Consider the following 24,138-nt stretch of genomic DNA (forward strand, 5'->3'; position numbering starts at 1 on the left):
CCCAGTTTCAGGAGGGTCAAAGTGATTCTTAACATCCGGATCGACCATAAAACCGCGGATATCAGCAAAATTGAGGAATCCACCAGCAGGATGGATGAAATATTCGCAAAAATACAGCAAGAACACCAGGTGCAGGAGTTTATCCAGATAAAAACATGCAACCGTGCTGAAATTTATCTGGTCATGGATGAATCCCCTCTGAATTACCACTGGAACGGTTTAGTGGTTGAAAAGGATGAAAAAGCTCTTGAACATGTTTTAAAACTTTCATGCGGACTTGAATCCATGATCATAGGCGAAGATCAAATATTAGGTCAGTTAAAGGATGCTTATAAATCAAGTGTTAAAACTGGTTGTAGCGGTCAGGTTTTAGGCACTGTATTCACTAAAGCAATACATGTAGGGCAGGCTGTGCGTAAAAAAACACGAATCAATCAGGGTTCGGTTTCCATAGGTTCTGCAGCAGTTAACCTGGCTGAATCAGTCCTGGGAGATCTTAAATGTAAGAAGGTGCTGATTATTGGGGCCGGTAAGATGGGAACCCTGGTGGCCAAGGCACTAGTGGAGAAACATCTCAAAGCCATTGTGGTTGCCAACCGTACCTACGACCGGGCAATGTGCTTGGCCCGGGAGTTGGGAGGAAGCGCCATCCATTTTGACCTTCTTGCCAGGGCAATGTACGATGCAGATGTGGTTATCAGTGCCACTGGAGCACCCCATACCATTCTCACTGCAGAAAAAGTAATAGATGCAGTTCCTGCTGAAAATTTGAAGAAAATGGTAATGATAGACATAGCTAATCCACGAGATATAGAAGAGGATGTTAGCCAGTTAGGGGTCAGACTCTATAACATTGATGATTTAAGAGGCATAGCAGATAAAAATAAAAAAATGAGGGAGTCGGAGGCAGAAGAAGCTGAAAAAATTATTGCAGATGAGCTGGAACTTCTTGAAAAATCTCTCAGACACTTGGAAGTGGAACCGTTCATTGCACAGATAAGAGCCCAGGCCGAAGCTATCCGAATACGGGAAACTGAGAAGGCATTTCGAAAGTTGGGAGATATGAATGGTAAGGAACGAGTAGTGGATGATCTCACCAAGGTGGTGGTGGATCGTGTGTTTCTCAACATAATCCAAAATCTAAAAGAAGCCTCAGAACACCATGATAAAGCTGTTTTAAACAGTGCAAAGTATATTTTTAAAAATAACAAATGATATCCTTTCGAACTCTTTAATCACCTTGAATCTAATCAATTACTCATTAATAATTCCTAATTTAAATTAAATATTTAGTTAAATGATTCTTTTTTATGCGATAATTTCAAGCTCCCATATAATTACTATTCAAGATTATCATGAAATTTGAATTACCATGAAATTTCATTTGTTTAATTTCATTTCCAGACAACCCAGATGAGAAGTATTGATTGACTCTAAATATATTATGGAGCAAATCTGATACAGGGAATATGTTCATCTTTTTTTTAATATATTCGGTTCTATTGACCAATACCCATTAAATCAATTTTATTCAAAAATAAATTTCCTTACCGGAATTTTTCATTGCATTGTAACATCCTATGGAAAACATATCCTGTTGGAAATCTATGGAAGACTTGTCGTCCTGTTGGAAATAATATATGGTAAGATTTGAAAAATACTCAAACATGGATTTTTAACCTGGTGATGATATCTTGAATTATTTAGTATCAGGCACGTCAATTAAGCCCAGTACTCGTGTGGTGAATATCATTAAAAATGGTGCTATTAAAACCGTTCCAATAATCTCCCCTACTGTGGAGCCTAGATAGGGTATTCCGTGGAGTGCGTCAAAGATCAGTTGTCTGATAATGTAAAGTACTACAATGGTGATGAGTGAAACCATAAACATATTTTTCAGACCCACCCGCCTTATCTTTCCAAAAACACGGGGCATGTTAAATCCCCAGCGGATACTCCCCCCATGATTGGCCATGGTTAAAATTGCCCCCTGCAGGATAATGTTAAAGCAAAAGAAAAATATTATGACAAGGAGTAAAGCATATTCATTGATAATAGGGCCCAAATCAATATTGAGGGTATCCAACTCAGAAAGAGCTATTATCATCAATATCAGAGGGAGAATAAAATAAACAATAAGAATCAGACTCTCCTTTAGCCCATGAACAAAGAGGTTTAATGGATGGTGAAATCCGGGTGGGCTGGTTGATCCTTCTACTGTTTCTTCCACTATGCGGAAACCGTATCCCACTTCCATAAAGGATAAAAAGAGAATGATAATAATTAATATGATATCTGATAGACCTCCGATTAAAGAAGGGGCGTCTAAATCAATAAGATGATCTGTTAAAAGCAATATCAAACCTAATATTAACAGGTTATACCAATCTGAAACTGCATAACGCGCTGCGTCTTTTAAAATGGTTTTTAATTTTCTATCGGGAACCACACATACCATCTCTATACTCTTCGTCACTCCCCATCCCAACATATGATGGATTAAAGGAGCTTATCAGATTTACAGTATGATGTTTACCATAATAAAACTATTTCCCCCTTCCAAAAAAGTAAATTATGAGGATTAAAGTTATGTGCAGTTAAAGTTGTTGTATGTGCATTTAAATAATCCAAAATGAGCAATTACTAAACTGCATCTCCATAAGATCAGTTCATTTAGAAGTTTTTTTTAAATAAAAATGATGAGTAAATGTATGATGAGTAATGTATCCTTTTTGAGTTCTTATAATTCTTTTAGATGGCTTAAATAAAAAAATAGAAAAAATATGATAAAAAAAGAGAATCAGGCGAACATGTTTTTAGGTTCGTTTTTCTCTTTTTCATGGTGTTTCAGTGCGTACTGGAAGTTCTCCCAGGTCACACTATCCTGGTCCTCAGAGATTGCCTTGTGCAGGGCCACCTTAAGCAGCCGGTCCTTGATATCTCGACCTGACATGCCTTTGGATAGGCGGGCCAGTTTCTTCGCGTCGGTGTCAACTGGTAAAGGCATTGATTTTATGTACATTTCCAGGATCTGTCTTCTTTCATCCTCATCAGGAAGGGTGAATTCGATTTCCTCTTCGAACCTGCTTCGGAGGGCGTAATCCAGTAATTGAGGATTGTTAGTGGCCCCAATGGTGACCACACCCAGATTGGGGTTGATACCATCTAACTCAGTTAACAGGGCGTTGACCACCTCAGAAACATCCCCTCTCAGGGACTGGTATTTACGGTCCAGACCAATGGCATCTATTTCATCAATGAAAATAACTGCAGGCCCACAGGCTGATGCTGCATCGAAGAGGTCGTGTATCTGGCGTGCTCCATCACCCACATGTTCTCCTATGAGACTGGTTGCTTTAACCAGGAAAAGGGGAACTTGAAGTTCGTGGGATAATGATTTGGCCAGCATGGTCTTACCAGTTCCAGGCGTACCATGGAACAGGACGTTCTTTGGCGCCCATTCCTGGAAGGTTTCTGGTTCCTGCAGGTACTTGGTTATGATCTTGCACTTGGTCTTGGCCCGTTCCTGACCAATAACATCACTCATTTTAAGGTTACTTTCCACCTTTTTGATCTCACGAACCTCTTCCACCTCCATCAGGAGTATGGAAGTGTTTTGGGTTATCCTGGAGTCATCTGGATGGGCTTTGATTACTTTAAAAGCAAAATCAGGCAGTAATTTCTGATCAAAAAGGAATGATCCTTCTTTTACAGTGTAACCTACCCATTGCTCCCGGGCATAGAGTTCGAAAAGTTCATTGTCGAATATTTCGATTTTAGGATTTTCCACCAAGTTGCACAGAAAGGGGTAACCAATGGACTGGAGTACCACCATCTTGGTTTCTTTCCGGATTTCTTCCAGACCGGTGGAGGTCTTTTTTTCAGATACAATTGGGTCAGGGTTTATGTTGTTGAGTTTCAATATATCACATTTTTACGCCTTTTTTTCGAATAATTAGCATGATAAATTCTTTATTTTGTTAAATAATGGATTTAAGAAATAAAACTGATTTTTTAATGTTAAATTTATATATAGATTATTTGTAAGATTTATATATAGATGTTAGTTATTTAAGAGTTTTTTCATTTCTTAAAAAATTAAGGAATATCCGCTAAAATTAGAAATATGTAGACCAATATTATTTTTCAAGGAATATTAGTGTTCATGAGTAGACAAATGTCAATTAAAAATACATACAAAATAGTTCCCACTAATGAATCAAATATCTCCATTATTTTGAATTATAAATTATTTCAGACCTTTTTAACAGAGCATATGCTGGATGAGTCTATTATATTCTAAATTATTGATTTTTAATCAATTTATTATTGCCAGGAGTTGCCAAAAATTTTAAATAGTTTGTTCTATAAGTATAGAACATTCGATCTATGTAGAACTATTCGATGTTGATGAAACAAAAATAAAGGATTTTAAGACACAACAAAGGACTTAGAAAATATTCTTAAAACAGAGAAAATAGCATGGGATTCATTGACTTATTTAAAAAATCCAAAACGGTTGAAATTAATCAAGGAGGAGATATAATGGAGAAAAAAGATGCATTAGATATGTTCTGTTACCAGTGTTCGCAAACCGCTCGTGAAACTGGTTGTACCGTTGTAGGAGTATGTGGAAAACAACCCACAGTAGCCCGACTGCAGGACAACCTGCTATTCGCCATAAAAGGAATATCAGCCTATCTTTACCATGCACGTGAGCTGGGATATGCTGATGATGAGATTGACGCCTTCCTGGAAAAGGGTTTCTTCACCACCCTGACCAATGTCAACTTCGACCCAGAGGACCTTGTGAAGCTGGCTCTGGAAGCCGGTCAAATGAACATCAAAACCATGCAGCTACTTAAAAAAGCCCATATTGAAACCTACGGCGAACCCGTGCCCACCGAAGTACCGGTTGGATCAGTTAAAGGCCCTGGTATCGTAGTCACTGGCCACAGCCTCAAAAACCTGGAAGAACTCCTAAAACAGACCGAAAGAAAAGGGATTAACGTGTACACCCACTCTGAAATGTTACCGGCACATGGATATCCTGGACTTAAAAAATACAAACACTTGGTTGGACAGCTGGGAGGCCCCTGGTTTGACCAGAAACAGACATTCTCCAAATACCCTGTTGCCATCCTGGGAACTTCAAACTGTGTACTCTTACCTAAAGATGAATACAAAGAAAGAATGTTCACCAGTGGTGTGGCTCAACTACCCGGAGTGCAACACATAGATGATAATGACTTCACACCAGTAATTGAAAAAGCCTTGGAACTACCTGAACTGGAAGATGAATCACGAAACACCGTACTCACCACTGGATTCGGAGCTTCAACCGTACTATCCCTCGCCCCTAAAATTAAAGAACTGGTGGAAGCCGGGAAAATAAAACAGTTCATCCTGGTGGGTGGATGTGACTCCCCCAAACCCCAGGCCAAGTACTACACCGAATTTGTGGAAAAACTCCCAAAAGAAGCAGTGGTACTGACCCTTGCATGTGGTAAATACAGATTCAATGACATGGACCTGGGAGACATTGAAGGAGTACCCCGACTGATAGATCTAGGCCAGTGCAACGATGCTATCGTGGCAGTGGACATTGCAGTGGCCCTAACTGAATTATTCGGTGTGGAACTCAATGAACTGCCATTAACCATTGTTCTGAGCTGGATGGAACAAAAAGCAGCTGCAATTCTCTGGAGTTTACTGGCCCTGAATATAAAAGGAATGTACATTGGACCTATTCTCCCCGCATGGGCCAACGATGACATCCTAAAAGTTCTGGTAGAAAATTACGACTTAAAACCAATTGGAAATCCAGAAGAGGACATCAAAGCCATAATGGGGTAAAAGAACCCCATTTTTTACCATTTTTTTAGAAGTTACTCAATTAAATCCAATAATTATTATTCAGTAAATATAAACTTTAAGTTCAATAAAATTACAAACAATGGTTAAAAATTAACAGAACCAATAGAAGAGGGTGTTGAAATGGATATAGTAGAATTGGAAAAAAGTCCGGTGGTTGACACTCCCCATAAAGTAGATGTCCGAAAGTTATACGATACTGAAAATGCAATGACAGTGCATATAACACTCCAACCAGGAGAGTCACTTAAAAAACATATAACTCCAGTGGATGTGTTTTTTTATGTTCTGGAAGGTGTGGGTATAGTGGAAATTGGTGATGAGAAAAAAGAAGTTACCAAAGATTCACTTATAGACAGTCCCGCCCGTATACCTCATTGCTGGTATAATGAGAGTGATACGACACTCCGATTTTTGGTGGTTAAAGTACCCCGACCCACTGAGAACACAAGATTATTATAAATATATCAGTATTTATAAAAGGAGATATTATGCCTAAAAAAGAAGTTGATGAAGATAAAGCCTTTGAACAGGCATTAAAAGGTAAAATGGGCTGGAAGTGCTCATGTGCCCTGGAAGTTGTTGATAAAAAAACATCCCTGCATGATGTTACCTGTAAAAAGTGTGGCATAACCTTCAAAACTGATCGGGACACTGACACATGCTTCCGCTGTGAAAGAGGCCAATAAAACAATATATTATGAATATTATTAATATTCAACTGTAATATAAGAACTGTAAATATAAGAAAAAAGTAATCTAGGATGAAAATGGAAAAAACCAACATAAAACCGGACAGAAATATTATCAATAAAGACATAAATGAGAATAATCATGTTTATGGATCTGAAAATATTCAGATCGAACTCTTTGCCACCCCGAAGGGGGTAAAAGCTGTTAAAAGCCCAGTAAGAGTGAAGATTTTATCCATGCTACGTGAGGGTGATCTCAGTTTTGATGAGATAGTTAAGTTCTCGGGCCGTGCCAAATCAACTGTATCCAGTCATCTCAAATCCATGTCAAGGGAAGGAATAATTAGCTCCCGTGTGGACCCTTATGATGCTAGGAAAAAGATATTTTTCATACAATCAGAATACATTGGTAAACTGCAACGCCAGCAACTTCAGGAAGATATTTCGGCCTACATCCAGAGGTATATTTCAAGTGAAAATGATCCCTTTGAATTCTTCAGGCTGATATTCCATACCATAAGGATTTCTCTACTGACCCAGGGAGTGGATATAGATCCTATACTCCACGAAGCAGGTTTAAAGGTAGGAAAAGCACTTTATGAAAAAGTTAAAGATCCAGAGAGGGATAACTTCCTGGGAAATATTGCCAATTTTTGGGAAACACATAGTTTGGGAACTGTGGAAGTTAAAACTCTTGAACCCCTAACCATAAGCGTCCAGGACTGTTTTGAATGCAGTGGACTGCCTTATCTGGGTAGGCCTGCCTGTGCCTTTGACAGTGGCATTCTCGAATCATTATTCAGCCTGTACAATAATGAAAAAGCCAGGGTTAAAGAAACCAAATGTTACGCCCTAGGAGATAAGTACTGTCGTTTTGTGATTGAATAGCTGCATAATTATCCAAAAGGAATAAGAAATTAAAGAGATTAAAAAAATTAAAATAATAGATAAAAAAAATTTATTCCAGGACACTATTTTATCTTAACCGCCCTGAATCTTGCTTTAGCAGCTAACCATCTCAATTGACGATCTTTTACTTTTAAATAGTCCACATCTTCATCCGTAAATTCATTGATAATCTTTGTTAAAATGTATTCTTCAATTAAATCGTTGACTAACAGCAGGAAGTGATCTTCTTCAGCAGAATCATCTTTCATTAAACTTTTAACCAAGAACTGCTCTTCCATTCAACCACCAATATTAATCTCTGATAGTATTATTGCTTATATAATATATAATTGTTAATCATTCAGCGCCCTAAAATACTTAGAATAATTCTGTAATAACTGTCAGAAACCCCTTTTTAATCAATATTTAGAGAGATTATAGGGAAATCCGGGTTAAAAAACCTAAAAAAATAAAAATAAAAATAGACTATAACTATTTAACCATCTAAGATCTTTTTATAAATCCGCTTCATCACCAGGGCATCCTGCTCCAGTAAAGGAGTTTCACAGATAATAGTAGCATCCCACCCACAATCAACCAGTACTTCCAGTAATGGCTCCAACGGAGGACCGTATTCAGTTTCCATCAGGACGTGATGTTTCCTTTCACCAGCATCAGTGTACTCGATCCGAGTAAAGTGACAATGCAATGCTTCCTTACCTTTCCCTATTCCATCCAATCCTTCTTCTAATTTGGTCAGTATACGATGATAATCATCTACTCCTTTTATACAACCCCTACCCCTAGCGTGAAGGTGGGCGAAGTCTATGGTGGGGGAAAAATGATCAAAGGATTGGCATATATCAATAATGGCATCCAGATTACCCAGTTGTGATCTTTTTCCAGTGGTTTCCGGTGCGAAGGTGAATTTTTTTATTCCCAGAGCATCTAACTTTTCCAGAAGCTCGGAAATTGCTCCTTTACATCTATTCAACGCCTGTTCTGGTGTGTATTTTGTGTAAAAACCGGGATGAAAAACAATACGGTAGGCCCCTATCCATTCTGCTGCCCTGGCTGATTGGATCAGGCGTTCAATGGATCTCTCTAATACATCATCTTTTTGTGCCGATAAGTTAATGTAGTAAGGTCCATGCATTGAAATCCTTATATCGTTAACCCTGGCATTTTCACCCAGTTTAAGACCGGATTGTTTTTGAATTTTCACCCCATAAGTGGCCTGATATTCATAGCCATCTAAACCTATGTCACTAATATAATCACAAACATTGACTGTTTGACCATTAAAACCTATGGGATTACCTGCTGGCCCAAATTTTATCCTTTTTTTCATGATATCCTGTAAAATATAAAATAAGTTTAATTTTGGAATTTATACAGATAAGTTTTATTTTATTTCAGATTCCTCCGCCACCTCTACAAAGGCAATTAATGCTGCCACCGCTCCTTCAGCACAGGCCACAACCCATTGTTTAATTCCACCAGTTATATCCCCAGCAGCGTAGATTCCCGGGATGTTGGTTCGCTGGTACTTATCAGTTACTATGTAACCTCCGTTGTCAAGTTCCACACCTGCAGTTAGGGCTACTTTATTAAGGGGCTCTTCTCCCACTGCAATGAATACACCATCTGCTGGGAAATCCTTCTTCTCCTGGCTTTTGCGGTTGAGGAGAGATACACTGTTAACTGCCAGTTCACCTTTTATCTCTTCCACTGCTGAATCCCAAATTACGGGAATTTCATGTTCTTTTAATTTATTCTGAAGATATTTTTCAGCCCGTAACTGGTCTCTGCGGTGTATGAGGGTTACATTGCAATCCAGGTCTTTTAAGTAAATTGCTTCCTGAACTGCGGCATTTCCTCCCCCTACTACTATTACATTCTTACCCTTGAATAGAGGTCCATCACAGGTGGCACAATAAGAAACTCCACGACCAAGGAATTCAAACTCACCCGGTACGTTCAGTCTTCTGTGATGACTTCCTGTGGATATCATTACCGACCTTGCTTTATACTCTCCTTTAGAGGTGGTTAAGAGAATACCAGAAGGATCATTTTTACTAATTTCCCGAACTTCTTCCATATTTTTAATAGGGATGTGTTTTTCTACCTGTTTTCTCATCTTCTCCAGTAGTTCCTTTCCAGATATAACTTCGAAACCAGGGTAGTTCTCCATAAGGGGAACCATATAACCGGAACCTGCTCCAGTCATCCTTTCCAGTATTACTGCATTCATTCCCTGCCTTCCCGCGTATATTCCGGCAGTTAATCCGGCAGGTCCTCCCCCAATGATAATCAGATCGTATTCTTCCATAAAAACCTCTCCACTTACTGTAGATATTTTTGTATTTCTTCTTTCAAAAGTTTGTTCACCAGTTTACCATCTGCTTTTCCCTTGAGTTCTTTCATGGCCATTCCCATTAAAGACCCCATAGCGCCCATTTTTCTTTCGGTGATCAATTTTTCATTGGCAGTTACTATCTCCACAATTATGGTCCTGACATTTTCTTCTGAAAGCATTAATAAATTTAAATTTCCAGCAGCCTCTTCAGGAGTCCATTTTTCCTTCAAAACTCCCACCAGCACATCCGAAACAGCATCCTTGGATATTTTGCCCTGTTTCAGTAGCTGGAAGGTTCCCACCAGATGACTGTCTGGGATGTTATCCACATCCAAACCTTCTCTTCTGAGTTCTTTAAGAGTATAAGCCAATAAAGAGGCCACAGTTGTGGGTTCAACCCCACATCCTGCAACAATTTCCTCGAACTGTTTCACTCTATCCTGTCGCACCAGCTGGTGTGAGAGATCTTCACTTAAACCATACTCATTTATTATACGGGCCTTCTTTTCTTCAGGAAGTTCTGGTAAATTAGCCCTGACATGTTCTAAAAGTTCAGAGGACACCATCTGAGTGGGAATATCCGTTTCCACATACATTCTACTGGCAGTGGGCAGCGGCCGAAGATACTCCGTATTGGCATCATCCAATGCCTTCCGGGTCTCTTCGGGAACACCTTCTGTAGCGATCTTAGCCCTTCTCTGCACTTCTTCCAGAGCATTTCTGGCTATATCTCCTTCATCTGCCACCAGAATAAAAGCATCATTTTCCCCAATCTTCAGGAACCCGTTAATCAGTTCAACCTCTTGGGAGGTTATTCCATAGGCAGGGAGTTCATCAGTGTGGAATATGCCAGCTACACCCATTTTATTAGCGTATCCTGCCAGTTCAGTTCCGAATCTCCTGCCGGGTTGTACTTCCTTACCGATTAATCCTTTATAACCATTTAATTTAATTGATAGAACTTTCCCACCTTTTTTAATTGCTTTGGCAATGATTTTTGATTCAGTATCCTGTAATATTTCTCCCAGATCATATATCTGGTTCTCAACCAGGGCCCCTCTTTTTCTAAGTTCATCCTTGATTTCCAGTAGTTTAAGCTGGCGCATGACCTCATTTTTCACCAGTTGCTCCATGGAGTCCAGATCCTGCACTCCCTTAACTTCAACCCGGGCACCTTCCCTGATGGAAATGTTGAGATCCTGGCGTATGGTTCCCAGACCCCGTTTGACCTTGGTACTGCGCAGAACCTGGCCAATCTGGTAGGCCACTTCCCTTACCTGTTCTGGATGGTTCATGGAGGGGTCAGTGGTTATTTCCAGTAGAGGTATTCCCAGTCTGTCCAGGCGGAATTCCACTTTTCCTTTTCTCTGACCCATTCTCCGGGCAGCATCTTCCTCCAGACAGAGGTTTTCAATGACAACCCTACCATAGGGTGTGTCCATGTGTCCCTGAATGGCCAGCAAACCTGTTCTCTGGAATCCCCCAGTGTTACTTCCATCAATCACCTGTTTACGCATGGTATGGAACTCATCCACCACTTGCATGTCCAGAAGAGTTGCAATTATAAGTCCAATCTCCAGTGCCTCCTGATTTAATGGATGTGGTGGCTCATCATCGGACTCCACCAGACAGGTGTGATGAGAATAAGCATCATAAAGAAATGTGAGTTCACGGCGGGATTCTTCAAAGGCCGCCCGATCGATTTTACCCAGTTCACTCTGAGTGGGCCTCAAATACCTTAAAACACGATAATCTGGTTTTTTATCGGTTAGTTCACATTCACAGGGACAGAACAGTTTTTTAGTTGTGTTAAGCTGCTGGTGTATTTCCAGACCCATCATAAGGCCCAGTTTCTCGTAATCAATATTTTCATCCATCTCAATCACCATGAATCCATTCTATTCCCCGTAATCTCGCAGGAAGTATTTTGAAGAGGATTTTTCATCCATTTCTCCTTTAAGGTTAGTTTCTATGATTTTTTTAACTTCTTCCAGTTTACTGGTCTGTCCCAGTGCCCATACCAGTTTAACGTAGGCTACCTCGGGTAGCATATCCTCTGCAGGTATGACACCGGCAGATAATAGTTTACGACCGGTACTGTACACGTTGAGATTGGTGCGGCCGTAGAGACATTGTGAGGTCATTAATACTGGGATTTCTTCATCAGCTGCCCTCTGAAGTGAGGGGATCAGATGATCTGGACAGTGACCCAGGCCTGTTCCTTCTATTAAAAGACCCCTGTAGCCCTTATCAATATGATAATCCAGGAGTTCTGCAGCTATTCCAGGATAACTCTTTATGAAGCCCACTTTTTCCTCCAACGAGTCATTAACTTCCAGCTGATACTCTCCCCTCTTGCGGTAGGCGAATTTTTTATCAATAATTTTAACCTTTCCATCTTTCACTTTGGCCAGTGGTGGGCTGTTAATACTGTTGAAGGTGTCCCGGCGGCTGGTGTGCATTTTACGAACCCTTGTTCCACGGTGGATGTGTGCCTTGTTATCATTTTCTGTGGCGTGCATGCAGACTGTGACCTCGGCTATGTCTGACTTGGCCATCGCCACTGAACTCATCAGGTTTAGGAATGCATCGGAGGATGGTCGGTCCGAACTTCTCTGGGCACCTGTGATGACGATGGGAACTGGTGACTCCATTATAAAACTTAGAGCAGCTGCAGTGTAGTGCATGGTGTCTGTTCCATGGGCCACTATCACACCATCCGCCCCCTCATTTATTTCATCAGCCACTGCACATGCAGATTGAACCCAGAACTCGGGTTTCATGTTTTCGCTTAAAATATTCATTATGGCATTTCCACTGATGTTAGCCTCATCCAATAGCTCAGGGGTGGCCCTTAAAAGATCATCAGCAGTGAATGCCGGGTGCACTGCTCCGGTTTTATAATCAATGATGGATGCCACTGTTCCTCCTGTGGATATTATGGATACATCCATTTTTCCAGGATCTCGGTGAATATCCAGGGGCGGAAGATTGATTTCAGGCTTATCTCCCTTTTCAAGGAGTTTAACTTCAGCCTCGGCCAGGGCTAGGCCAACATTATATCCACTGTCCATCTTCAGAACGATGTGCAGCTGGTCAGCATCTTCAGCCCGGTCTAAGAGCATACCCCGGTATTCAGTGCCATTTTTTTTTATGGAGATCATGTCTCCAATGGAAATATTCTGTGATTCTAAAAATTGTTTAGCTCTTCCACGATAACTCATAACATCCCTCTAATTTTCTTAGATAAAGTGAAATTTGAGAAATTTAACAAATTAAGCCTTACCCATATAATTTTTTTTATTTATTCCAACCCTGTTTCTATTTCATTTTTCAGACAAATTTCATTTTCAAGACATTATCCCTCAAATTTATATAATCCTTGTTATATTGGTTGGTGATTCTAAGATAAAAATCTATAAACTATAAATTTATACTAAAAAAAAGGAATTTGCAATAAAAAAATTTAAAAAAATGGTGTGACTGAAAATAGCAAAGATAAGGAAGATATAACTGTTTAAAGTCCCCGTAATTCTTTTTCTGATCCTTTGATGCAAAATAGATCGTTTTTAAGTTCCATATCTTCTGCTACTTCACATTCCGGGCATATGCAGTCATCTTCTTCCAGGTTACATGCGGATTTGCCCAGTACACAGTACAATCCTTCGTATTTTTCCTGAGCACATTGGTTGTACATTGGGCAGTCTGGACAGATGCAGAGATCTCCCATTTCATCTAAAAGTTTTTCACCAATTTCCGAATCAGACAGACCTTCTGAAGATAATTTGTCCATTTTTTCATCGAATTTGTCCATTTTTTATCCTTCCAGATATTTTTTTAATAATTCAATCAAAATTCACAATTTCAATCAGGCTTTAAACCATAATAAAACAATTAACTCATAACACTCTCTTTTCTTTAAAAAACTGCTCTTTATTAATGTGAAACTAAAATCATTGCAAAGCTAAAATTGCGAATAAATAAATCCTCGGGCTTATTAATCCTCCAGTTTTATGTCGATTCCCACCGGGCAGTGATCAGAGCCCATTACCTCCGGAAGTATGAAGGCAGATTCGATGTTATCCATGAATTCCTGATTCACGAAGAAGTAGTCCAGTCTCCAGCCAACGTTCCGTTCCCTGGCACGGGTTCGGTAACTCCACCATGTGTAGTTTTCGGGTTCCTGGTTGAACTCCCGAAATGTGTCCACATAACCATGACTGAGGAACCGGTCCATCCATTCCCGTTCAATGGGGAGGAAACCAGATATCTTCTCGTTTTCCTTGGGGCGTGCTATGTCGATTTCTTTGTGTGCTGTGTTCACATCACCACAGACCACGATGTTGCGTCCTTCTTCTTTAAGGGCATCGGCATAGTCCAGGAATGAGTCATAGAAATCCAGTTTGTACTGGAGCCGTTCTGGGGACATTTTACCGTTGGGGAAGTAGATGTTAAACAGGACAAAATCTCCATAGTCCGTTATGAGGGTGCGGCCTTCACTGTCGAATTTGGGAATTCCAAAGCCGTTTTCCACATTTTCAGGTTTTATACTGGTGTAGGTAGCCACACCACTGTATCCTTTGCGTTCTGCCTCGGAAAGATACAGCTGATAATCATCAATATTCCGGATATCTGCAGGGAACTGTTTGCGAACAGCCTTAGTTTCCTGGATGCATAATATATCTGGTTTGTCTTTCGTGAGCCATTCTTTAAATCCTTTTTTGTGCACAGCACGGATTCCATTAACGTTCCATGATAGTATTCTGATTTTCCTCAATTTTCCACCTCAATTTTTAAGTGCTAAACATTAGTTATTTTGATGAATTATGAGTTTAATCATCTTTTACTTTCCATCAGCGCCTGGAGTTTCCCCCTATGGAATTTCCTCTGGAAAAGGGGTGTTTTTTCCTCCTGGTAAATGCTTAGGTTTTCTTCGAAGGTACTTTTCTTTGAGTTTTTGTAGAATATGCCCAGGGGATACTCTCCGGTTTCGGTGGCCCTGCGGAAGGCTTCATTCCGGTCCAGTGGATCATGATCATCCTCCAAGTAATAGGTGTGTTCCCGGAACCAGTTCCGGGTGTTCACCTTGTTGAATGTCACACAGGGCTGGAATATGTCCACCAGGGCATATCCTTTGTGTTCTATTGCTGATTTGAAGATTTCAATGGTTTGTTTCCTGTCCCCGCTGAATACTCGGGCTACGAATGATGCGTTCAGTGCTATGGCTACGGCCAGTGGGTTGAAGGGTTCCAGGAAAACCCCATCCACTTGTAGTGGTGTGTTGAAGTCCCTCTGGCTGGTGGGTGATGCTTGTCCCTTGGTGAGGCCGTAGACCATGTTGTTATGCACCAGGTTGGTGATGTCAGGGTTACGTCTTATGGTGTGCATGAAGTGGTTTCCCCCCTCCCCATACATACAACCATCACCACTGACATCAATGACTGTTAACTCGGGATTAGCTGCTTTTATACCCGTTGCTGGAGATAATGACCTTCCATGTAATCCATTGAATACATTGCCTTTGATGTAGTGAGGGAGCTTACCGGCCTGGCCAATGCCAGATACAAAAACCAGATTTTCTGGTTGTATTTCCAGTTCAGCCAGTGCGGTTTTGAGGCTTCGCAGTATGGATAGATTCCCACATCCTGCACACCAGGCCACATCAGCACCAGGCATGTCAAAGTCTCTGGGTTTCATTTTAACACCTCCCCCTCATCCTGAGCGCTATCATCTTCCATAATACCATCATCTCCCATTCCCATAAATTTCATAACTCTTTCTTGGACTTCTTCTACTGAAAATGGCATTCCATCGTATTTTAGAAACTTTTCCTGTATTTCAAATCCTGTTTCCAGTTTTATGAGATTGGCCATCTGCCCCTGGGCATTATTCTCCAGAATGATAACATCTTCGGCTTTTTCCAGGTACTCTGCAACTGATTTATGGAATGGATACACCTGTTTGAAATGGAGGAAACCCAATTTTTCTTCAGGATGCTTCCTGCTGATATTTTCCAGAGCTTCCCTAATGGGCCAGTAAGTGGAGCCCCATCCAATGATCAGACTATGATAATCATCCTCTCCAACCAGTTCCGGGGCCACTGCATCTTCCCTGATCTGTTCCATCTTCTGCAATCTTTTATCCACCATCCGTGTCCTTATTTTAAGGTCTTCGGTGATATGGCCCTCTTCATCATGTTCATCGGAATCCACAACAACCAGCCCATCCCCATATCCGGGTATTCCCCGGGGGGTGACCCCGTCATGGGTGATCAGGTACCGTTTATATTCAGGAGTGGTTTTAACCAGATAATTCTCATTTTCCACCTCTTCCAGGGGGAGGAAGGGTATGTTATAGTAGCAATCTGCGAAATACTGATCAAAGAGAATGAAAACAGGTATCTGGTATTTTTCAGCTATGTTGAAAGCTCGTTGAGTTAGGGTGAATGCGTCTTCCAGTTTTCCTGGGGCAAATATGACACGTGAAAATTCTCCAGGTCCTGAGTAAAGTGCCAGGTTCAGGTCTTCCTGGCTGGTGCGGGTGGGTAGTCCAACCGCCGGCCCTGGTCTCTGGCCAATACATATGACTACTGGTGTTTCTATCATCCCTGACAAGCCCACTCCTTCTTCCATCAGTGCGAATCCACTCCCTGATGTGGCTACAATGCTCCTGGCACCGGCGTAGGATGCCCCTAGTGCCATGTTGATGGCTGCTATTTCATCCTCTGCCTGTTCGTATACCAGTTCAAAGTCGTGTGCATTGCTGGCCAGGAAGGTTTGGAGTGGAGTGGACGGAGTCATTGGATACGATGACATGAATCTGCACCCCCCTGCAAGGCAGCCAAATCCCATGGCATCGGTACCATTTATCAGGAGCTCGTCACGCACTGATGATTTGCCATGTAACGAAAGATGGATCGGGGCTTTTTCAGATTCCATTAACCCTTTACCCATATTGTAACCAGCTTCACCTGCTTTTAAGTCCTTTTGAAGTATTTCTTGACCTTTCCGGGTGAACATGTCACTGATCAGACCATCGAATATTTCTTTGGGAATGTTCAAGAGGCAGGACAGAGCCCCGGCTGCGATAACATTGGCAAATATTGGTCCGCCCATTTCCTGGGCAGTTTCCATGAGGGGAACCTCTATAAAATTAGAATCTAAACTAAAACCAGCAGTTTTTTCCTCTTTTGCAGATTTGATGTGTTCTGGATCTCCGATGATCAGAGTATCCCTGGATATTCTGTCCCGGAGGTGATCTATTGCCCCTGAACTCAGAGCAAGTAGTATGTCAATTCTATCCACATATGAGGCCACCCTGTGGGATGATACTCTTATTTCAGTGGAGTTTTGACCTCCTCTAACCCTTGACATGTATTCTTTGGTTGAGAAAATGTTGTATCCGCTTTGTTTTACAGCCTGGGCCAGTATTGCCTCTACTGTCTGGATTCCCTGCCCTGCTTCACCACAGAGAACCAAGGAAATATCTTCTTCTTTTAGAAAAACAGGCATTTATTTCACCCCTAAAATTTATCCCCGACTTTACAATCTCAATTCAAATTTGTATTATGATTATGATACAGTTAACAATATGATCCACAATTTACTTAAAATTTGACACACCCTCGGACCTGAATAGGTAAAAACCATCGGAATAAAAATCATTCCCCCACTAAATAAATGTAAAAAATAAACTGTAAAATTCTTTAAAAAACGATTATTGAAGGTAAAATAAAAAATAAATGTAAATAATAGAATCTATTAACAAAAAGCGTACGGAAGTAAAAGAGAACGGAAGTTAACAGAAAGAATTAGGATGGAAGTAAAATAGGAATAGTCTGATTTTAACTAGATCATCTATCCCCTATTTGTTCTCCATGATATCCTCATTATTTAATGTTTTCCCGGGCCCATTTGGCACCGGCTTCCAGTATTTCCAGGTTGGCTGGTACCAGTTTGGGTTTTCGGCGGAAGGTGTGCTCTACTGCTTCGGTAAAAACATGTTTTGGAAGATCGGTTAATCCCAATTCCATTATAACTCCCAGCATGGCTGTGTTAGCTGCTCTTTTCACACCATGTTCCTTAGCTATCTTACGGGCAGGTATGGGCAGGGTTCTAAGTCCTTCAGGGGATTCAAAATCACCAATACTGCTTTCATAGATGATAAGTCCACCTTCCCTCACTTTAGATGCGAATTTTTCCAGTGAAGGTCGGTTCATAGCCACCAACCCATCAGAAGTTTGTAATACCGGAGATCCTATAGTTTCACCAGATATAACCACGGTACAGTCTGATGTTCCGCCTCGCTGTTCTGGTCCGTAGGAAGGATACCAGGATACATGGCGCTGGTCATTACAGGCAGCCTGGGCTAGTGTGAGTCCCATACTCAGAACTCCCTGGCCTCCGAAACCTGCAATTCGAACCACCTTTCTCGGGAAGGATGGATCATCCCTGGCCGCCCATGAAGTGTCATCCTTAACTTCGAAGATTTCTTCCAGTGAATCTAGTGAAAAATCACTCCGTGCTCTGCACAGGGGTTCTGCTTCGCTTCGACGGTCACGGAAGTTTTTAAGTGGGAATTCTTTAGCCATCTCATTGTTAACGAAATCTTCTGTTGCCTGGGCATCCATTCTGAGGTTGGTGGGACATGGTGAGAGCACTTCCACAAATGCATACCCTTTACCATCCCTTTGAACCTCAAGGGCTTTTTTCACTGCTATTTTAGCTCTACGAATATTTTTAGGGTTTGAAACAGAGACACGCTCAATGAATACCGGTGCATCCAGGTTATCCAGTAATTCTGACATGTGCATGGGGTAACCCATGTAACGGGGGTCACGGCCCGTTGGGCAGGTGACAGTGACTTCCCCCACCAGGGTGGTGGGTGCCATCTGCCCCCCAGTCATCCCGTAGACTGTGTTGTTCACAAAGAATACTGCCAGTTTTTCTCCCCGGTTAGCGGCCTGAATGGTTTCATTTAATCCTATAGATGCCAGGTCTCCATCTCCCTGGTATAATATTACCACTGCGTCTTCTTCTGCACGGGATAGTCCGGTTCCCACTGCGGGTGCACGGCCGTGTGCTACCTGTACATGTCCGCAGTCAAAGTAGTAATAGGCGAAAACTGCGCATCCCACTGGACTAGTCATAACGGTGCGGTCCTGTATTCCCAGTTCATCAATGGCTTCTCCTATGAGTTTGTGCAGTATTCCATGACCACACCCAGGGCAGTAGTGAGTGGCGGTGGGTGCGCTTCCTCCTTTACGGGGATATGCATCCAGCATGGAGTCTGGTTTTTTGATGATTTTTTCATTTACCATCTCTTTTCTTTCCACTTCATCCATGGTTTTGTCCATCATTAGTTACCACCTGCTATTTCATGGATTTTGTCTACTATGCTTTTCTGGTCAATGAGGTTTCCACCCATACGGTTCACCAGTTCCACCGGACGCTGGCAGCCAATTGCCAGTGTTATGTCTTCCTGCATCTGGCCGTTACTCATTTCCACTGATAAAAACTGGCAATCCCTGCTGGTGACTATTTCCCTTAATCGTTCCTCTGGGAAGGGGAATAATGTTTTAGGGCGGAATAGTCCTGCTTTTATACCTTCCATTCGGACCAGGTCCACTGCTGAGCGTGCCACACGGCTGCTTATACCATAGGCCACCAGGATGATCTCGGCATCATCCACCAGGTATTCCTCGTAGTCCACCTCGTTTTCACGGATGGTCTGGTACTTTTCCTGTAAACGGTAGTTGAAGTCTTCCAGCTGGTCGAAGTCCAGGAAGATGCTGGTTACCAGGTTTCCCCTTGTCTGGTGGTTGCCCCTTACAGCCCATGATTCATCGTAGGTTGGTGTTATGGCTTCTGAGGGGAAGTGGAGTCTTTCCACCATCTGTCCCAGTACTCCGTCTGCCAGTACCACTGCTGGGTTACGGTATTTTTCTGCCAGTTGGAAGGCCTTCATGGTGAAGTCACACATTTCCTGCACCGAATTAGGGGCCAGTACGATGTTCCTGTAGTTTCCATGGCCTCCTCCTTTGACAAGCTGGTTGTAGTCTGCCTGTTCTGGTCCAATGTTTCCCAGACCGGGTCCGGCGCGCATGATATCCACGATTACACAGGGGAGCTCTGCTCCTGCCAGGAAGGATATTCCCTCCTGTTTGAGGCTGATACCTGGGCCTGATGAGGCAGTTATCACCCTGTGTCCTGCGGCAGCTGCACCGTAAACCATGTTTATGGCTGCTTCCTCTGATTCTGCCTGCACAAATTTGCGGCCTACTCTGGGGAAGTACAGTGAGGCTTCGTGTAAAATCTCGGATGCGGGTGTGATGGGGTATCCGAAGAAACAATCACAGCCAGCATACATTGCACCGATGATAACGGCGGTGTTGCCTTTGATTAGCTGGATAGTCATTTGTCTTCCTCCTTACCCTCTTTATCATTTTTGGGTTTATGCTGGTCTTTTTTACGGGATTTTCGGGGTATGTGAACTTCCACAGCCAATGGTTCGGGGCAGGTGTAGTAGCAGTCCCCGCAACCGGTGCATCCTTCTCCCTGATAAACTGCGTAATGGTAACCGCGTTCATTGATGGCTTCACTCATTTTAAGGACACCAGGACGGCAGGCGCGTATGCATCGTTCACATGCCTTACATTCCAGTTCATTGAAAACTGGATAGGGTTCTTTCTTGCGATTTGTCATGATTCATATCATCCTGTTAATATATTTGAAACGTCATTTTAATGAATAAATAACTCAAAAATCATGTATTTGAAATAAAAGGATTAATGAAGAATCTGAAATGATTATTATTAATCAAAATACTCCATTATCCATATTAACATCAATACTACTGTTTTTCATCTTTTTCCCTGATTTCTACCCTGCGGATTTTTCCACTGATGGTCTTGGGTAGTTCATCCACAAATTCCACAACTCGGGGATATTTGTAGGGTGCAGTGACCTGTTTAACATGGTTTTGTATTTCCTTGGCCAGTTCAGGAGATGGTTCATAATCACCAGTCAGTACTATGGTGGCTTTTATAACCTGTCCCCTTACGGGATGAGGAACTCCTGTTATGGCGCATTCCAGGACTGAAGGGTGGGATATCACTGCGCTTTCCACTTCGAAAGGTCCTATACGGTATCCTGAACTTTTTATCATGTCGTCGTTACGTCCCACGAACCAGAGGTAGCCATCTTCATCCTTCCAGGCGGTATCACCGGTGTGGTAAAATCCATCGTACCAGGCAGCTTCTGTTTTATTCTCTTCCTTGTAGTATCCGCGGAATAAGCCCGGGGGTTTTCCATCAGCGGTTTTTATTACTATTTCTCCTTCTTCACCCACATCACACTGATTACCCTCGTTATTCATGATTTGGATGTCGTATTCAGGGGCAGGTTTCCCCATGGACCCTGGGCGGGGTTTTATCCAGGGGAAGTTGGCTATGCAGACCACACATTCTGTCTGGCCAAATCCTTCCCTTAACCGCAGGCCAGTGAATTCATGGAATTTATTGTAAACTTCAGGGTTCAGGGGCTCTCCAGCAGTTACAGCGTATTGCAGAGTTGAAAAGTCATACTGGGAGAGGTCTTCCTTTATTAAGAATCTGTAAATGGTGGGCGGTGCGCAGAAGGTGGTTACTCCATGATGGGATGCCTTATCCAGCATTTTTCCTGCGTCGAATCTTTCATAATCATATACAAACACTGCCGTACCTGCAATCCACTGGCCATATATTTGACCCCACATGGCCTTGGCCCATCCTGTGTCCGCCACAGTGTAATGCAATCCATCATCCATCACGTTTTGCCAGTATTTGGCGGTTATTATATGGCCCAGGGGGTAGGTGTGATCGTGCATGATCATCTTGGGCATACCCGTGGTTCCTGATGAGAAGTAAATCAGGGCTATATTCTCATTTTCAGCCCATTCATCACCGGTAGGGTGCTTGAATTCAGGGGATGCCTTTTCGATCTCTTTCCGGAAGTTAAACCATCCCTCCCTATCTTCATCCCCCACCAGTGCCTTCACCAGGCCGGTGTCTCCCATTTCCGCGTGGGCCTCATCAAAGTACTCCGGCACTCTATCTTCAGCTATACACACCACCATTTTGATACCGGCGTTTTCTATACGGTACACAATATCCTTGGTTTTGAGCATGTGGGTGGCAGGGATGGTTATAGCCCCTAATTTGTGCAGGGCCAGGATACAGAACCAGAACTCAAAACGGCTTTTCAGGGTGAGCATTACCCTGTCTCCTTTTTTTATACCCTGCTGCGTGAAGAAGTTAGCTGCCCGGTCTGAGTATTCTTTCATATCTTTAAAGGTGAATATCCGGTGAGTATCATCATTGCACCACACCAGGGCAATTTTTTCAGGATACAAACGAGCATATTCATCCACCACATCATAGGCAAAGTTGAAGTTTTCAGGTATGTTTATACGGAAATTATCCTTAAAATCTTGATAAGACTCAAAATCCACCTGTGAAACGAATTTTTCAAGTAAAGATGACATTTTTTATCACCAGTTATTTAATAAAACATTTATTTATCAATTTTTTAGATTCTCTGAATATATGTTGATTATTATCCATTTTCAGTATCATAATGGTTTTTAAAATTCCAATATCCCTTTTTACATTACAATTGCCAGGAATTTGGCTGGTTTATTTTCCAGGGCTTCCATTGCATGTTCATATGATGAATCAAAGAATATGGAATCTCCTTCATGGAGTATGATCTCATTATCGTGTATGTAAATTTTCAGGGTTCCATCCAGAATGTAATTGAACTCCTGTCCTGGATGAGTATTGGTTGATGGCTTGTATTCCTCATCTTTAGGCTCAACAGTGACGATGAATGGTTCTGCCTTTTTGTGTATGAATTTTTCCGCCAGGTTCTCATACTGGTACTGTTTTCTACGACCTACTTCCACTCCTTTTCCATTTCTGGTTACGCTGAAAATGTGCATCCTGGTTTCTTCTCCAGTTAATAGTAAACCCATGTCCACTTCCATTTTATGGGCAATTTCAAAGAGAATGCTGGCAGGGATGTCTTTTTTCCCTTCTTCATATTCCTGGTAGGTTTCCAGGGGAATTTGCAGGTAATCCGCCATGTCCTGAATACTGATATCTGAGAGCTCTCGAAGTTCTGTTATTCTCAGCCCAATTTCCTTCATCTTCTCTTTCATAACTAAAACCTCACATTAGATGTGATTAAGCCTTTTTAATCAAGCCCTTGGCTAGTTTGCCAATGGTTTATAAAAACTAACAGGATTTTATTTTAATGTGTCTAAGATAGTTGGATTTCTATCTCTTTTGATCCTATGCTCCACCTTATATCTATAATTTTACACCAATTTTATAATGATTGTTAATGACAATTTAATTTTGCTACTATAAATAAATTACCAATGACCAAGATAACCAGTTGAAAAAACTTCAAAAAAGGGAAAATAATCCCTTGAAAAGTTAAATTAACATGCCATGAATTCCAATTATTAAATAGACAGATATAATTTCAGATGCAGATATAATTTCAGATGAATATTGAGTTAATGGACGATAATATTGATGGTAAAAATGATAAATGGGGGATGTGTAATGGAACTTAACATTAAAATTGTTAAACTGGAAGCACCAGATGACTGTAATCTTATTTTAGGACAGAGTCATTTCATCAAGACTGTGGAGGACCTTTACGAGGCCATAGTGAATACCGTGCCCCAGGCAGAGTTTGGTCTTGCATTTGGAGAGGCTTCAGGAGATTGTCTGGTGAGAACTGCTGGTAACAATGCAGATCTAGAGAAACTTGCCGGGGAGAAAATGCTGGAGATGGGTTGTGGTCACAGTTTCCTGATCTTCCTGGGTAATGCATTCCCCCTAAATCTCACCCAACGAATCAAAGATGTGCCTGAGGTGGTTAATCTTTTCTGCGCCACTGCCAATCCAGTTCAGGCCCTGATTGTTGAAACCAAACAGGGGAGGGGAATAATTGGAGTTGTTGATGGTTTCAAACCGCAATCTATTGAGACAGAGGAGGATGTGGATGATAGGCATAAATTCCTCAGGGATATAGGATATAAATTATAACATAAAACCCATAATTAACTATTTTCATTATTTAATGCCTTAATTTTATTTTATTTATTTTTTTCATTTTTCTAAAAAACTAATTTCTTTAAAAATAGTTCTTATCTAGATTTTCATCCTAAATAGCCTAATCATGAGGAAGTATCTCTCTATCTCTCTTCCAAAAAATGATTATAAAATCCATGTGATATCTCAAAATTTATATCCCAGAAAAACCAATTATTATA

Annotated in this window: 22 protein-coding genes; 6 read left to right on the top strand and 16 right to left on the bottom strand. The window is 41.5% G+C overall.

The annotated features are described in order from the left end of the window. The first annotated feature begins 21 nt into the window (after positions 1 to 21). Positions 22 to 1,215 carry a glutamyl-tRNA reductase gene (gene hemA / locus HY987_RS06065; RefSeq protein WP_292756646.1) on the top strand — a complete coding sequence of 398 codons (1,194 nt, stop codon included), beginning with the start codon at positions 22 to 24 and terminating at the stop codon, positions 1,213 to 1,215. Between the two features lie 484 nt (positions 1,216 to 1,699). Here hemA and HY987_RS06070 read toward each other — a convergent pair whose 3' ends face one another. After that, positions 1,700 to 2,476, bottom strand: coding sequence for a DUF4013 domain-containing protein (locus HY987_RS06070; protein ID WP_292756648.1), 777 nt, complete (start codon positions 2,474 to 2,476; stop codon positions 1,700 to 1,702). Positions 2,477 to 2,800: 324 nt separating this feature from the next. After that, a complete protein-coding gene (locus HY987_RS06075) occupies positions 2,801 to 3,922 on the bottom strand; it encodes an AAA family ATPase (RefSeq protein ID WP_292756651.1) in 1,122 nt (373 codons plus the stop codon). Between the two features lie 623 nt (positions 3,923 to 4,545). Here HY987_RS06075 and hcp point away from each other — a divergent pair. From hcp to HY987_RS06095, 4 genes are all read left to right on the top strand, one after another. Then, positions 4,546 to 5,856: a hydroxylamine reductase gene (gene hcp / locus HY987_RS06080; protein ID WP_292756653.1), complete on the top strand. Its 1,311-nt coding sequence runs from the start codon at positions 4,546 to 4,548 to the stop codon at positions 5,854 to 5,856. A 141-nt stretch (positions 5,857 to 5,997) separates the two neighbouring features. Continuing rightward, the gene (locus tag HY987_RS06085; protein ID WP_292756655.1) at positions 5,998 to 6,336 is read left to right on the top strand and encodes a cupin domain-containing protein; all 339 of its coding nucleotides are present in this window, start codon (positions 5,998 to 6,000) and stop codon (positions 6,334 to 6,336) included. Positions 6,337 to 6,365: 29 nt separating this feature from the next. Continuing rightward, positions 6,366 to 6,563, top strand: coding sequence for a hypothetical protein (locus HY987_RS06090; protein WP_292756657.1), 198 nt, complete (start codon positions 6,366 to 6,368; stop codon positions 6,561 to 6,563). Positions 6,564 to 6,638: 75 nt separating this feature from the next. Further along, a complete protein-coding gene (locus HY987_RS06095) occupies positions 6,639 to 7,454 on the top strand; it encodes a V4R domain-containing protein (protein WP_292756659.1) in 816 nt (271 codons plus the stop codon). An 83-nt stretch (positions 7,455 to 7,537) separates the two neighbouring features. Here HY987_RS06095 and HY987_RS06100 read toward each other — a convergent pair whose 3' ends face one another. The 14 genes from HY987_RS06100 to HY987_RS06165 all read right to left on the bottom strand — a co-directional run bounded on the left by HY987_RS06100 (position 7,538) and on the right by HY987_RS06165 (position 23,010). Continuing rightward, on the bottom strand, positions 7,538 to 7,753 hold the full coding sequence (locus tag HY987_RS06100; RefSeq protein ID WP_292756661.1) for a hypothetical protein: 216 nt from the start codon (positions 7,751 to 7,753) through the stop codon (positions 7,538 to 7,540). 197 nt (positions 7,754 to 7,950) lie between these two features. Beyond that, positions 7,951 to 8,805: a TIM barrel protein gene (locus HY987_RS06105; protein WP_292756663.1), complete on the bottom strand. Its 855-nt coding sequence runs from the start codon at positions 8,803 to 8,805 to the stop codon at positions 7,951 to 7,953. A gap of 54 nt (positions 8,806 to 8,859) precedes the next feature. Beyond that, positions 8,860 to 9,786, bottom strand: a complete 927-nt coding sequence (gene trxB / locus HY987_RS06110) for a thioredoxin-disulfide reductase (RefSeq protein WP_292756665.1) — start codon at positions 9,784 to 9,786, stop codon at positions 8,860 to 8,862. Positions 9,787 to 9,800: 14 nt separating this feature from the next. After that, positions 9,801 to 11,678 (bottom strand): Glu-tRNA(Gln) amidotransferase subunit GatE, encoded by a 1,878-nt coding sequence (gatE, locus tag HY987_RS06115; RefSeq protein WP_292756737.1) that lies wholly within the window; start codon positions 11,676 to 11,678, stop codon positions 9,801 to 9,803. 33 nt (positions 11,679 to 11,711) lie between these two features. Beyond that, on the bottom strand, positions 11,712 to 13,037 hold the full coding sequence (gene gatD, locus HY987_RS06120) for a Glu-tRNA(Gln) amidotransferase subunit GatD (RefSeq protein WP_292756667.1): 1,326 nt from the start codon (positions 13,035 to 13,037) through the stop codon (positions 11,712 to 11,714). A 293-nt stretch (positions 13,038 to 13,330) separates the two neighbouring features. Beyond that, positions 13,331 to 13,627, bottom strand: a complete 297-nt coding sequence (locus tag HY987_RS06125; RefSeq protein WP_292756669.1) for a DUF2769 domain-containing protein — start codon at positions 13,625 to 13,627, stop codon at positions 13,331 to 13,333. 183 nt (positions 13,628 to 13,810) lie between these two features. Beyond that, the gene (locus HY987_RS06130) at positions 13,811 to 14,590 is read right to left on the bottom strand and encodes an exodeoxyribonuclease III (protein WP_292756671.1); all 780 of its coding nucleotides are present in this window, start codon (positions 14,588 to 14,590) and stop codon (positions 13,811 to 13,813) included. 59 nt (positions 14,591 to 14,649) lie between these two features. After that, positions 14,650 to 15,510, bottom strand: a complete 861-nt coding sequence (locus HY987_RS06135; protein WP_292756673.1) for a thiamine pyrophosphate-dependent enzyme — start codon at positions 15,508 to 15,510, stop codon at positions 14,650 to 14,652. Beyond that, positions 15,507 to 17,324 carry a 2-oxoacid:acceptor oxidoreductase subunit alpha gene (locus HY987_RS06140; protein ID WP_292756675.1) on the bottom strand — a complete coding sequence of 606 codons (1,818 nt, stop codon included), beginning with the start codon at positions 17,322 to 17,324 and terminating at the stop codon, positions 15,507 to 15,509. The genes HY987_RS06135 and HY987_RS06140 overlap by 4 nt, the downstream gene beginning before the upstream one ends. 377 nt (positions 17,325 to 17,701) lie before the next feature. Beyond that, positions 17,702 to 19,168 carry a 2-oxoacid:acceptor oxidoreductase family protein gene (locus tag HY987_RS06145; protein WP_292756739.1) on the bottom strand — a complete coding sequence of 489 codons (1,467 nt, stop codon included), beginning with the start codon at positions 19,166 to 19,168 and terminating at the stop codon, positions 17,702 to 17,704. A gap of 2 nt (positions 19,169 to 19,170) precedes the next feature. After that, a complete protein-coding gene (locus HY987_RS06150; protein ID WP_292756677.1) occupies positions 19,171 to 20,229 on the bottom strand; it encodes a 3-methyl-2-oxobutanoate dehydrogenase subunit VorB in 1,059 nt (352 codons plus the stop codon). Next, positions 20,226 to 20,516 carry a 4Fe-4S dicluster domain-containing protein gene (locus tag HY987_RS06155; RefSeq protein WP_292756679.1) on the bottom strand — a complete coding sequence of 97 codons (291 nt, stop codon included), beginning with the start codon at positions 20,514 to 20,516 and terminating at the stop codon, positions 20,226 to 20,228. The genes HY987_RS06150 and HY987_RS06155 overlap by 4 nt, the downstream gene beginning before the upstream one ends. A 148-nt stretch (positions 20,517 to 20,664) precedes the next feature. Next, on the bottom strand, positions 20,665 to 22,335 hold the full coding sequence (locus tag HY987_RS06160) for an AMP-binding protein (RefSeq protein WP_292756681.1): 1,671 nt from the start codon (positions 22,333 to 22,335) through the stop codon (positions 20,665 to 20,667). A gap of 120 nt (positions 22,336 to 22,455) precedes the next feature. Continuing rightward, positions 22,456 to 23,010, bottom strand: coding sequence for an XRE family transcriptional regulator (locus HY987_RS06165; RefSeq protein WP_292756683.1), 555 nt, complete (start codon positions 23,008 to 23,010; stop codon positions 22,456 to 22,458). A gap of 412 nt (positions 23,011 to 23,422) precedes the next feature. Between HY987_RS06165 and HY987_RS06170 the strand changes: the two genes are divergently transcribed. Further along, positions 23,423 to 23,911, top strand: a complete 489-nt coding sequence (locus tag HY987_RS06170; protein WP_292756685.1) for an adenosine-specific kinase — start codon at positions 23,423 to 23,425, stop codon at positions 23,909 to 23,911. Positions 23,912 to 24,138 lie beyond the last annotated feature (227 nt).

Origin of the sequence: Methanobacterium sp., assembly GCF_016217785.1 — an archaeon.
GTDB lineage: Archaea > Methanobacteriota > Methanobacteria > Methanobacteriales > Methanobacteriaceae > Methanobacterium.